An 11,873-nucleotide genomic window follows, 5' to 3' on the forward strand; every position below is an offset into this window, starting at 1 on the left:
TAAGAAATAGTACTTGTAATGAAAAAATTTATGTTGTATTTAAAAAATCATGAAAAAAATTAGTCATTTTATTGACGGAAAAGCTTATAGTGATGAAAAATCAAGAATAGGTCCTATATTCAATCCTGCTATTGGAGAACAAATAGCTGAAGTTGAATTAGCAAATAAAACAACTGTTGAAAAAGCAATTGATAGTTCTGCGAAAGCATTTTTAAAATGGTCAAAAACCACTCCTATTAATAGAGCTAGAATTTTATCCAAATATAAGGACTTGCTTATAAATAATATGGAAGAATTGTCTGTAATGGTTTCAATGGAACACGGAAAAACAATTGCAGATGCTAAAGGTTCTATTCAAAGAGGTATAGAGGTTGTTGAATTTGCAACTGGAATTACAAATTCATTAAAAGGTGATCACTCATCTAGTGTTGGAACAAATGTTGATTCGCATACATTAAGACAGCCTCTCGGTGTTTGTGCCGGTATAACTCCATTTAATTTCCCTGCGATGGTTCCTATGTGGATGTATCCAGTTGCAATAGCTTGTGGAAATACATTTGTTTTAAAGCCATCAGAAAAAGATCCAAGTTGTCCAATAAGATTAGCTGAGTTAGCTATTGAAGCAGGATTACCTGAAGGAGTTTTGAATGTTGTAAATGGTGACAAAGAAGCAGTGGACACATTATTGGAAAACAAAAAAGTTCAAGCAATAAGTTTTGTTGGTTCCACTCCAATTGCTGAATATGTTTATCATACAGGTACAAAAAATAATAAAAGAGTACAAGCTTTGGGTGGAGCAAAGAATCATATGGTGATCATGCCAGATGCTGATGTTAATAAAACAACAGACGCAATAATAGGATCTGCTTTTGGATCTGCTGGAGAAAGATGTATGGCGATTTCTGTTGCAGTATGTGTTGGAAAGCAAACAAAAGAAAAAATTAAAACAAAATTATTAGAGGAAACTGCAAAACTCAATGTTGGTCCTTATACTGATGAAAAAAGTGATTTTGGACCACTAAATAATAAAGCACACTTTGAAAAAGTAATAGGATATATTGATAGTGGAGAAAAAGAAGGTGCTAAATTATTAACTGATGGAAGGAATTTTAAAAAACAAGGATATGAAAATGGATATTTTGTTGGACCAACTATTTTTGATGATGTGAAACCTGAAATGAAAATCTACAAAGAAGAAATCTTTGGACCAGTGTTAAGTATGATGACTGCTGAAACTTATGAGGAAGCTTTAAATTTAGTAAATGATCATGAATTAGGAAACGGAGCTGCAGTTTTTACAAAAAGTGGAAATATTGCAAAACATTTTACAGAAAATGCCAAAATAGGAATGATTGGGGTAAATGTTCCTATTCCTGTACCTGTTGCGTATCATAGCTTTGGGGGATGGAAAAGATCTCTTTTTGGAGATCATTCAATGCATGGACCAGAGGGTGTTAGATTTTATACAAAATTGAAAACTGCAACAGTTACATGGAGTGAAGACAATATTGGCCCTGAGTTTACAATTCCTGTTTTATCCTAGGTTAATTTAAATTTTAATTCAATAATGGGTGAAATAAATAGCAGAACTGCTCCTAGAAGAATTCTAAACATATTAGAAGAAATTTTAGTTGATCCTAACAACTTTACTGCAAAAAAAATTTCTCATAAACTTCAAATTCCTCTAGCAACAATTTATCGACACATAGAAATCTTATGCGATGAAAAATATCTAATTAGTCAAGGTCAGAAAGATTATCTTCCTGGACCAAAAATTAGAAATATAATTTTAAAAACATTACCTTTTGAACCTAATTTTACCTTGAGAAGATCATATTTAAGAAAATTGACAAACGATATTGAAGAAACAGTTAGTTTATCCGTACCTTTTGGAACAAAACTTGTATATTTTGATAGAATTGAATTTCATTGGCCAATGCAATTAAATCTTGAAGCTGGAGATCATCTTCCCTTACATGCTTCTGCATCAGGAAAATTGTATCTTTCTACAATTCAAGAAGGAAAAGCAATTGAAATTTTTAAAAATATTAAAACTCCTAAAACTGCAAAAAATACTATTACTGATATTTCCTTATTTAAAAAAGAATTAAAAAAAATATATGAACAAGGATATGCATTTGACAATGAAGAATGGTTCAATGGAATGGTCGGTATGTCAGTGCCTATATTTAACTCAGATAAACAACTATGTTTTTGTCTATCCACTCATACAGCTAAAAGTCGTAAAGATATTAATGATTTAGTAAAAATAATCCCTATTATGAAAAGTGCTGCCAATAATCTTAGTAAAATTTTATTTAAAGATTAGCAGTAGCTAACATTTTTTTAATTTCTGCAATTGCTTTTGCTGGATTTAGGCCTTTGGGACAAGCATTTGTACAATTTAAAATAGTATGACATCTGTAGAGTTTCAATTCATCAGCAACTTTTTTTAATCTTGCTTTTCTTTCTTCATCTCTACTATCAACGATCCATCTGTAAGCTTGTAGAAGCACTGCTGGACCTAAATATTTATCTCCATTCCACCAATAACTTGGGCAAGATGTTGAACAACATGCACACATAATGCATTCGTAAGCACCATCAAGTTTTGCTCTATCTTCTTGAGATTGATAAATTTCTGTTGTTTCTTTTTTTGAATTATTTTTTAGCCAAGGTTCGATAGATTCATACTGTTTATACAAACCATCTAAATCACCAATTAAATCTCTTTTAACTTTCAAGTGCGGTAGTGGATATATGTCTATATCTCCATCAATTTCCGAATGTGGAGTTGTGCACGCTAAACCATTTTTGCCACCCATGTTCATAGCACAAGAACCACAAACACCATGAGCACAAGATCTTCTATAAGCTAATGTTGGGTCAATTTCGTTTTTAATTTTATTTAAAATATCCAAAACTTTTGAAGGACAGTTATCCATATCAACTTCATAAGTATCAATTCTTGGATTTTCTTCAGTAGAAGGGTCCCATCTATAAACATTTACTTTTCTAAGATTTTTAGAACCTGTTTTGTCTTTAAAATATTTACCTTTTTTGACTTCAGAATTTTTTGGTAAATTCAATTGCACCATTAATATACCCGTTCTTGTGGTGGGAAATATTGAACATCATTGGTCAAAGTTGACTTATGAACTGGTCTGTAACTAATTTTTGTATTTTTTCCATCACACCAAGCAAGAGTGTGTTGCATAAATTTTTCGTCATTTCTTTTTGGATAATCATCTCTTGCATGCGCTCCTCTGCTTTCTTTTCTGTGATATGCAGATTCAACTGTTGTTACTGCCTGTCTAATTAAATTATCAAATTCTAAAGTTTCTACTAAATCAGTGTTAAAAACCAAAGATCTATCTTTGACAGAAATTGAGTCCATTCCATCATAAGCTTTTCTAATATCATCAACTCCTTCTTTTAGATTCTTTTCTGTTCTAAATACTGCACATTTAGATTGCATAGTTTTTTGCATTGAAAGTCTAAGTTCTGCAGTACTATTATTTCCATCTGCATTTCTTAACTTATCAAATCTATCTAAACATTTTTGCGTCTCAGACTCAGGTATCTCTTCATGAGGAGTTCCAGGTTTAACTAATTCTGCAGCTCTCTTTGCTGCTGCTCTTCCAAATACTACTAAATCAATTAGTGAATTAGAACCAAGTCTATTTGCGCCATGAACAGAAACGCATGCTGCTTCTCCTATAGCCATCAGACCTGGAACAGTTTTTTCTGAACCATTAACAGTTAAAACTTCTGCTTTGTAATTTGTTGGAATTCCTCCCATATTATAATGAACTGTTGGTACAACAGGTATAGGCTCTTTAGTTACATCTACATTTGCAAATAATCTTGCAGCATCAGTAATTCCTGGAAGTCTACTTTCAATAATATCTTTATCTAAATGACTTAAGTTTAAATGAACATGATCTTGATCTTTTCCAACACCTCTTCCTTCATTTATTTCAATAGACATTGATCTACTAACAACATCTCTAGATGCTAAATCTTTTGCATTTGGAGCATATCTTTCCATAAATCTTTCACCTTTAGAATTGGTTAGATAACCACCCTCTCCTCGAGCACCTTCTGTTATCAATGTACCATGACCATAAATTCCTGTTGGATGAAATTGAACAAACTCCATGTCCTGAAGAGGCAATCCAGCTCTTAATACCATTGCATTTCCATCTCCAGTACAAGTGTGCGCAGATGTAGCTGAATAATAAACTTTCCCATATCCACCTGTGGCTATAATTACACTGTGTGCTCTAAATCTATGGATTGTTCCATCATTTAAATTCCATGCAATTAACCCTTTGCATGCTCCATCTTTCATTAAAAGATCTAGTGCAAAATATTCTATAAAAAACTCAGTGTTATGTTTTAGAGCCTGTCCATAAAGCGTATGAAGAATTGCATGACCAGTTCTATCTGCAGCAGCACATGTTCTTTGTACAATTCCATTTCCATAATTTTTTGTCATTCCTCCAAAAGGTCTTTGATAAATTTTTCCCTCTTCAGTTCTACTAAATGGAACTCCATATTTTTCTAATTCTAAAACTGCTTTTGGAGCTTCTTTACATAAATACTCAATACAGTCTTGATCTCCCAACCAGTCAGCGCCTTTGACCGTATCATACATATGCCATCTCCAGTCATCTTCTCCCATGTTTCCAAGTGCAGCTGAGATACCTCCTTGTGCAGCAGATGTGTGACTTCTAGTTGGAAATACTTTTGAAATACAGGCTGTTTTCAATCCAGCTTCACTTAATCCAACAGCAGCTCTCAAGCCAGATCCACCAGCTCCTAAGACAACTACATCATATTCATGATCTATAATATTATAAGCACTCATTATTTTAGATTAAGTAAAATTATTATTGTTAATAATGGAATTATTATAGCAGAAATATAGAGAAGTCTGTTTGCGACATATTTGGTTTTTTCATCAGAAATATAGTCCTCAAAAACCTCACTAATACTTAAGGCAGAAAAAAAATAAGCAAAAATTAAAAATATACTAAATAAAAACTTATTTGTTTTGTTTGAAAAAAAACTAACTACTTCAGAATAATCTCCATCATAAACTGATATGAAATTAATTATAAACCAAAACATTAAAGGGACTAAAATTATTGATGATATTTTTAAAAACATCCATTTTTTTGTAGCTAAATTCATATTAAAAAAAGTTTTTTCCAATTAAGTAAAATAAAATAGTTAAAATTAATGAACCAAAGATCACCATCAAACCTGATATACGAGTAGTTTTCAATTCATAGCCATAACCCATATCCATTATTAAATGTCTGATTTCACTAAGTATTTGAAAACTAAAAGACCATGCTAAACCTATTGCAACAAATTTTCCAAAAAACGAATTAAAAAAAAAGTTTATCAAATTATATTTGGGTTCTCCTAAAATTAGCCAAGAAACCCAGACACAAACTAAAGTTATAGCTAAGATATTTATTATTCCAGTAATTCTATGAGAAATAGATACTAATGATGATATGTGCCATCTATAAATTTGTATATGAGGAGAAAGAGGTCTTTTACTTTCCATAAAAATTATTTTCTATTAATGTTTCAGCAATTTCAACTGCATTTAAGGCTGCACCTCTAAGTAAATTGTCTGAGACAATCCACATATTTAAGCAATTCTTTTTAGTCTTATCTTCTCTAATTCTTGAAATGAATGTCTCATCTTTTCCAGCGGCTTCAAGTGGTGTTGAATATCCACCATCTTGTCTCTCATCAATAACTTTACAACCTTCCATTTTCTCAAGACATTCTTTAATTTGATCAATTGTAAATTCTTTTTCTAATTCTAAATTTACTGCTTCAGAATGAGAAACTAAAACTGGTACTCTTACACAAGTTGCTGATAATTCAATATTTTGATCTAGAATTTTTTTAGTCTCATTGGTCATTTTTAATTCCTCTTTTGTGTATCCGTCATCAGCAAATACATCGATATGTGGAATTAAATTAAATGAAATTTGTTTTGTAAAATTTTTTGATTCAATTGCTTTGTTTTCTAGTGCTAGCTTAGTCTGTTCTACTAATTCATCCATTGGTGCTTTACCACCACCAGATACTGACTGATAAGTAGCTACAATTACTCTTTTTATTTTAAATAAATCATGGATTGGTTTTAGTGGTAAGACTAATTGTGCAGTTGAGCAATTAGGATTAGCAATAATATTTTTTTTTATATTTTTTAAGTCATCCGCATTTACTTGAGGTACAATTAGAGGAACATCAGGATCCATTCTATAATAACTAGAATTATCTATTACAATGCTGTGATTTGCTGCTTTTGAGGCATAAGCTTCTGAAATTTTTCCACCTGCTGCAAAAAAAGTAATTTTTGCTTTTGAAAAATCAAAAGTCTCTAAATTTTCAACTTCTATGTCTTTTCCTTTAAAATTAATTTTTGAACCCGCACTTCTTTCAGATGCAACTAAAAAAATTTCTGAAATAGGCAAATTTTTCCTCTCAAGTACTTCTAGTACTTTTCTTCCAACATTGCCCGTGGCTCCGACTATAGCTATATTCATGATGGGGTTGTTATACTAAATGAAAGGTAAATCGCAAACTTTTCCAGCGCAATTATGTCCATTTACAACAACTTTTACATTTTGCTCAAGATTCCAGTATCCTTTTTGCATCATAGCTATACCAATTACTTTTTTGAAGTGAGGTGAATAGCAAGCAGATCTTAATTCTCCAATTAGGTTGTTGTTTTCATCTTTCAAATCCAGAGAACCTGTTACACTAATTTCATTAATATCAATTTTTATACCCATCAATTTTTTGGTAATTCCTTCTTCTTTTATTTTTATTAATTTTTCCTTACCCAAAAACTTTGCATCACTATCTAAGTTAACATACTTATCGAAACCACACTCAAACGGGTTATCATTATTATCCATATCGTTTCCAAATGATAAAAGAGCACTTTCAATCCTTTCTATTAAATTAGGGCATCCAGGCTTAACATTAAATTCTTTACCAGCTTCAAATAAATGATCATATAACTTTTGACCAGACTCAGTATTTTGAACATAAATCTCATAGCCCCCTTGCTTAGACCAACCTGACTGTGCAATTAAATGATCAACTCCTTCAAAATTAAAATAATCAAATCCAAAAAATTTCAATTTAGTTATTTTTTCACCAAAAACTTTTTCCATTAACTTAAATGATTTTGGACCTTGAACGGCCATGATGTCAACATTTGGTTCAAAAATTTTAACATCAAATTTATTTCCAATCGCTAATCCTTTTGCAAATAAAATTACATCAGAGTCTGCAATAGATATCCACCATTTCTCTTGATTTAATCTAAGCACTACAGGGTCATTAATTAATCCACCCTGATCATCTATAATAGGGCAATAATAACATCTGCCATCTTTAGATTTAGATAAATCTCTACAAGTCATTAATTGAACTAATTTACCTGAATCTTTTCCTGAAATTTCAACTTGTCTTTCTGCTGCAACATCCCAAATTTGAACATGTTCTTTTAGGTGATGATAAGAATCTTCTACAGATCCAAATGCTGCTGGCAGCAACATGTGATTATAGATTGTATAAGCTGTTACACCTTGTTTTTCTATTCTTGAAGTATAAGGCGTACTTCTAAGTCTTCTAGATTTTGCTATTGAATAATTTTTCATTTATTTAAAAATTCTAAAACCTTGTCTCGCATTTCAAATGCTTTTTCAATCATAATCATATGTCCACATCCTTCTATTACATGAATAGTTGAATTTTTGATTAATTGAGAAAATTTTTTACCAGATTCTAAATTAACCATTTTATCTAAAGAACCAAAAACAAACATTGATGGAACATCAATAGACCCAGCTGCGTTTGAACCATTTTTATAATTATTACAAGCTATAAGATCTACAGCAAGTATTTCACTAATATCTTTTGGAGATTGAATAATTCTTTCAACTGGATTTCCACCTATAAATTTTTTTGAGCCTTCATATCCCCACTTCATCATTAACTTTACTGCATCAGAATCTCCGTTTTCCGCGAGTTCAATCAAATCAGGATGAACAGGCATTTTGTTAGATCCACCTACAAAGACTATTTTTTTTAGTCTATCTTTGTATCTATGGGAATACTCAAGTATTTCTAAACATCCTTGTGAATGACCAACTAAAATTAAATTTTGAAGATCTAAGGCATCAAATACAAGTTCCAACCATTCTGCTATTTCCTCAATAGTTTTTAAACATGGCCCCTCAGAATTTCCATGTCCTGGTAAATCAATAGATAATACATTGAAATTATTATTTGAAAAAAATTGCTCACTTAATGACCAAACAATATGGGATAAGCCACTTCCATGAAGAAAAACAATGGTATCTCTGTTTTTATCTATACCTTTGCCATTGTCTGAAGCAAAAATACTTTTATTTTCGATTTCAAATATCAATTAGATTCCTAAACTTTTTTTCTCAGTTCAAACTTCTGTATTTTTCCAGTTGATGTCTTAGGTAGTTCACAAAAAACGACCTTTTTGGGGACTTTAAATCCAGCCAAAGTTTCTTTACAAAAATCAATTAATTCTTTTTCAGTAACAGGCTTATCTTGAACCATCTCGATGAAAGCACAAGGTACTTCTCCCCATTTTTCATCTGGTTTAGCAACTACTGCTGCTATTGAAACTGAAGGATGTTTAGATAAGGTATTTTCAATTTCTATTGATGAAATATTTTCTCCCCCTGAGATAATAATATCCTTAGATCTATCTTGAATTTTCACATATCCATCAGGAAACATAACTGCCAAGTCACCACTGTGAAACCATCCATCTTTCATAGCTTTGTCGGTAGCTTCTTTATCTTTAAAGTAACCTTTCATTACTACGTTTCCTCTAATCATGATCTCACCGATAGTTTTTCCGTCTTTAGGAACTTCTTTCATCGTTTCTGGATCTAAAACTGTTACTCCTTCTGTATTGGGATACCTTACTCCTTGTCTTGCCTTAATCTCATTTTGTTTATCTTCATCTAAATCATTCCATCCATCATTCCATGCACATTGTGTAACATGACCGTAGGTTTCTGTAAGGCCGTAAACATGCATAACTTCAAATCCAAGAGATTTCATTTTTTTAAAAATAATACTTGGAGGAGGTGCTCCAGCAGTTAAGACATAAACTTTATGCTTTAATTTTTTTCTATCACTTTCGGGAGCTCCCGTTATCATATTTAAAACTATTGGTGCTCCTCCAAAATGAGTAATGTCATATTTATCAATAAGCTCAAAAATTTTCTTAACATCAATATTTCTTAAACAAATTGTTCTTCCATTTAACATTGGAACTGTCCATGGATAGCACCATCCATTACAATGAAACATTGGAACAACTGTTAAAAAGTTTAAACGATTAGGCATGTTCCAAGCAACAGTGCTTCCCGTAGACATTAAGTAGGCACCTCTATGATGGTAAACAACACCTTTGGGGTTGCCAGTTGTACCTGAAGTATAACTTAAAGATATTGCCTGCCATTCATCATCAGGCATTTTCCAATCAAAATTCTCATCTCCAGTATTTAAAAAACTTTCGTATTCTAAATCTCCAATTTTTTCCAATTTCGATTGATCAGCATGTTTGTCGTTAATATCTATAACAGTGATTTTTTTATTTAAATTTTTTAAAGCTTTTTTTACTTCTACATGTAATTGTCTATCTACAACCAATACCTTCGCATCACTGTGATTTAAAATATAATTAATTGTATTAGCATCTAATCTTATATTTATTGTATTTAAAACAGCTCCTGTCATTGGAACTGAGTAGTGTGCCTCAAAAATTTCAGGAGTATTAAAAGCTAAAAAAGATACTGTATCTCCTTTTTGAATACCAATTTTAGAAAGTGCACTGGCAAATTTTACTGCTCTTTTATAAACTTCATTCCAAGTATAGCTTCTATCCTCATAAACTATAGCCTCATAATCAGGATAAACATCTTTGGCTCTTTGTAAAAATGTTAGTGGTGTTAATGGAACATAATTTGCATTATTTCTATCCAGATTAATATCGTAATGATTCATTATTAATTAAATTTAAATTTCATTATATTTGAGCTACCTGAAACTGCAGATTTATAATGATATTCTGCTCTTGGTAATACTTTTTCAAAATAGAATGTAGCTGTATTAATTTTATCTATATAAAAATCTTTATTTGAATCTAAATCTCTAAAACTTACCTGTAAAATTTTTATCCACGAATATCCTAATGAAACATAACCGAGTGTTTTTAAATAATCGTTCGCTGCAGAACTTGCATCATCTTTTTCTGTTGTTGTTTTATCTTTAATCCAGACAGTAAATTTAGATAATACATCTATATAGTGGTTAAGTTCTTTTAAAAAAGGTTTTACTTTCTCATTTTCACTTTCACATTCAGTTTTAATCATATCTAAAAATTTATTTATTATATCTCCATTTTTATTTGATAATTTCCTAAACACTAGATCGGCAGCTTGAACAGAATTTGTGCCCTCGTAAATTGGAGTTATTCTATTATCACGGTATAGTTGCTCAATTCCTTGATCTTTAGTAAATCCATAGCCTCCATGAATTTGCATTGCATCGCTCGTAATCTCCATGGCTAAATCAGTAAATAATGATTTTACTACTGGTGTCATCAAAGAAACATAATCAGAAGCTTCCTTTTTAATTTTTTCATCTTGATGATGAAGGCTAACTTCAGTTTGTTGTGACAGCCAAAAACATAAAGCTCTTTCACCTTCAATAATTGACTTCATATTTAACAAAGATCTTCTTATGTCAGCATGTTCAATAATAAAATCAGCACCATTCGTAGACTTTGAGTTATGTGTTTTACCCTGTTTTCTTTCCTTGGCATATGAAAGTGAATTTTGATAAGCTATTTCGGATATTCCTAATCCTTGTATTCCAACGACAATTCTTTCTAAGTTCATCATTGTAAACATCTGGTTAAGTCCCTTATTTTTTGAACCTATCATGTATCCTGTTGCTTCATCAAAATTTAAAACACATGTTGCAGAGCCTTTGATGCCCATTTTATGCTCCACAGAACCAGTGTACACTCCGTTTCTAGGGCCTAGAGATCTATCTTCTTTCAAAAGGAACTTTGGTACAAGGAACAAACTTATCCCTTTTGTCCCTGCAGGAGAGTCAGTCGCTCTAGCTATTACTAAATGTATAATATTTTCTGTAAGATCATGATCTCCTGAGGTAATAAAAATCTTTTGACCACTAATTTTATAAGTACCATCCTTTTGCTCTACAGCTTTAGTTTTTAACATACCCAAATCAGTTCCACATACTGGTTCCGTTAAACACATTGTGCCACTCCATTTACCCTCAACCATTTTTGGAAGGTATATATCTTTCATTTCATCAGTTGCATGACGTAAAAGACAATTATAAGCGCCTATAGTTAATTCACTATAAAGCTTAAACGCTAGTGAGGTTGAAGACATCATTTCATCAAAAAAAGCACTCACTGTTTTGGGCATTCCTTGTCCTCCATATTTTGGATCACAAGACAATGATATCCATCCATCTTCAATATATTTCTGATAAGCTTCTTTATATCCTGGTGGAGTTCTAACAACTCCATTTTCTAAAACTGCTGGATTTTCATCACCTGCTTTAGCAAGTGGTAAAATTAAATTTTGATTAATTTTAGCTGCTTCTTCTAAAATATCTTTTACCAAATCTGATGTGACTTCATTATATCTTTCAAGTTCATTATAATTTTTGTTATCTCTTAATTTTTCATAGAGAAACATCATATCTTTGACAGGTGCAGAATAATTTGGCATTTG

The 11,873-nt window shown here is 31.5% G+C and carries 11 protein-coding genes; 2 read left to right on the forward strand and 9 right to left on the reverse strand.

Annotated features, from left to right (window positions below; translation table 11 throughout):
- Nucleotides 1-49 precede the first annotated feature (49 nt).
- A complete protein-coding gene (locus ACTTAR_RS04645) occupies nucleotides 50-1,543 on the forward strand; it encodes a CoA-acylating methylmalonate-semialdehyde dehydrogenase (protein ID WP_440697841.1) in 1,494 nt (497 codons plus the stop codon).
- Between the two features lie 24 nt (nucleotides 1,544-1,567).
- Nucleotides 1,568-2,329: an IclR family transcriptional regulator gene (locus ACTTAR_RS04650; RefSeq protein ID WP_440697842.1), complete on the forward strand. Its 762-nt coding sequence runs from the start codon at nucleotides 1,568-1,570 to the stop codon at nucleotides 2,327-2,329.
- Here ACTTAR_RS04650 and ACTTAR_RS04655 read toward each other — a convergent pair.
- Genes ACTTAR_RS04655 through ACTTAR_RS04695 form a run of 9 tightly spaced genes read right to left on the reverse strand, consistent with a single transcriptional unit; the run spans nucleotide 2,319 to nucleotide 11,870 of the window.
- The gene (locus tag ACTTAR_RS04655; protein WP_440697843.1) at nucleotides 2,319-3,098 is read right to left on the reverse strand and encodes a succinate dehydrogenase iron-sulfur subunit; all 780 of its coding nucleotides are present in this window, start codon (nucleotides 3,096-3,098) and stop codon (nucleotides 2,319-2,321) included. The two genes, ACTTAR_RS04650 and ACTTAR_RS04655, sit on opposite strands and share 11 nt — an antisense overlap.
- Nucleotides 3,098-4,873, reverse strand: coding sequence for a succinate dehydrogenase flavoprotein subunit (sdhA, locus tag ACTTAR_RS04660; RefSeq protein ID WP_440697844.1), 1,776 nt, complete (start codon nucleotides 4,871-4,873; stop codon nucleotides 3,098-3,100). Before sdhA ends, ACTTAR_RS04655 begins: the two co-directional genes overlap by 1 nt.
- Nucleotides 4,873-5,199, reverse strand: coding sequence for a succinate dehydrogenase, hydrophobic membrane anchor protein (gene sdhD / locus ACTTAR_RS04665; RefSeq protein ID WP_440697845.1), 327 nt, complete (start codon nucleotides 5,197-5,199; stop codon nucleotides 4,873-4,875). Before sdhD ends, sdhA begins: the two co-directional genes overlap by 1 nt.
- A 1-nt stretch (nucleotide 5,200) precedes the next feature.
- Nucleotides 5,201-5,584 carry a succinate dehydrogenase, cytochrome b556 subunit gene (sdhC, locus tag ACTTAR_RS04670; protein WP_440697846.1) on the reverse strand — a complete coding sequence of 128 codons (384 nt, stop codon included), beginning with the start codon at nucleotides 5,582-5,584 and terminating at the stop codon, nucleotides 5,201-5,203.
- Nucleotides 5,574-6,581 (reverse strand): aspartate-semialdehyde dehydrogenase, encoded by a 1,008-nt coding sequence (locus ACTTAR_RS04675; protein ID WP_440697847.1) that lies wholly within the window; start codon nucleotides 6,579-6,581, stop codon nucleotides 5,574-5,576. The genes sdhC and ACTTAR_RS04675 overlap by 11 nt, the downstream gene beginning before the upstream one ends.
- Nucleotides 6,582-6,596: 15 nt before the next feature.
- Complete coding sequence (locus tag ACTTAR_RS04680; RefSeq protein ID WP_440681508.1) at nucleotides 6,597-7,706, reverse strand: dimethylsulfoniopropionate demethylase; 1,110 nt, start codon at nucleotides 7,704-7,706, stop codon at nucleotides 6,597-6,599.
- Nucleotides 7,703-8,479, reverse strand: coding sequence for an alpha/beta fold hydrolase (locus tag ACTTAR_RS04685; RefSeq protein WP_440681507.1), 777 nt, complete (start codon nucleotides 8,477-8,479; stop codon nucleotides 7,703-7,705). The genes ACTTAR_RS04680 and ACTTAR_RS04685 overlap by 4 nt, the downstream gene beginning before the upstream one ends.
- A gap of 8 nt (nucleotides 8,480-8,487) precedes the next feature.
- Complete coding sequence (locus ACTTAR_RS04690; RefSeq protein WP_262589904.1) at nucleotides 8,488-10,104, reverse strand: acyl-CoA synthetase; 1,617 nt, start codon at nucleotides 10,102-10,104, stop codon at nucleotides 8,488-8,490.
- A gap of 2 nt (nucleotides 10,105-10,106) precedes the next feature.
- Nucleotides 10,107-11,870 carry an acyl-CoA dehydrogenase family protein gene (locus ACTTAR_RS04695; RefSeq protein ID WP_440681506.1) on the reverse strand — a complete coding sequence of 588 codons (1,764 nt, stop codon included), beginning with the start codon at nucleotides 11,868-11,870 and terminating at the stop codon, nucleotides 10,107-10,109.
- Between the last annotated feature and the right edge of the window lie 3 nt (nucleotides 11,871-11,873).

The sequence above is a fragment of the Candidatus Pelagibacter sp. HIMB1709 genome (assembly GCF_052047635.1).
Classification (GTDB): domain Bacteria; phylum Pseudomonadota; class Alphaproteobacteria; order Pelagibacterales; family Pelagibacteraceae; genus Pelagibacter.

Bases quoted from the DNA above. Each gene is read 5' to 3' on its own strand.
- ACTTAR_RS04650 (WP_440697842.1), top strand. From the start codon at position 1,568: ATGGGTGAAATAAATAGCAGAACTGCTCCTAGAAGAATTCTAAACATA.
- ACTTAR_RS04655 (WP_440697843.1), bottom strand. From the start codon at position 3,098: ATGGTGCAATTGAATTTACCAAAAAATTCTGAAGTCAAAAAAGGTAAA.
- ACTTAR_RS04675 (WP_440697847.1), bottom strand. From the start codon at position 6,581: ATGAATATAGCTATAGTCGGAGCCACGGGCAATGTTGGAAGAAAAGTA.
- ACTTAR_RS04680 (WP_440681508.1), bottom strand. From the start codon at position 7,706: ATGAAAAATTATTCAATAGCAAAATCTAGAAGACTTAGAAGTACGCCT.
- ACTTAR_RS04695 (WP_440681506.1), bottom strand. From the start codon at position 11,870: ATGCCAAATTATTCTGCACCTGTCAAAGATATGATGTTTCTCTATGAA.
- ACTTAR_RS04690 (WP_262589904.1), bottom strand. From the start codon at position 10,104: ATGAATCATTACGATATTAATCTGGATAGAAATAATGCAAATTATGTT.
- sdhD (WP_440697845.1), bottom strand. From the start codon at position 5,199: ATGAATTTAGCTACAAAAAAATGGATGTTTTTAAAAATATCATCAATA.
- sdhC (WP_440697846.1), bottom strand. From the start codon at position 5,584: ATGGAAAGTAAAAGACCTCTTTCTCCTCATATACAAATTTATAGATGG.
- sdhA (WP_440697844.1), bottom strand. From the start codon at position 4,873: ATGAGTGCTTATAATATTATAGATCATGAATATGATGTAGTTGTCTTA.
- ACTTAR_RS04645 (WP_440697841.1), top strand. From the start codon at position 50: ATGAAAAAAATTAGTCATTTTATTGACGGAAAAGCTTATAGTGATGAA.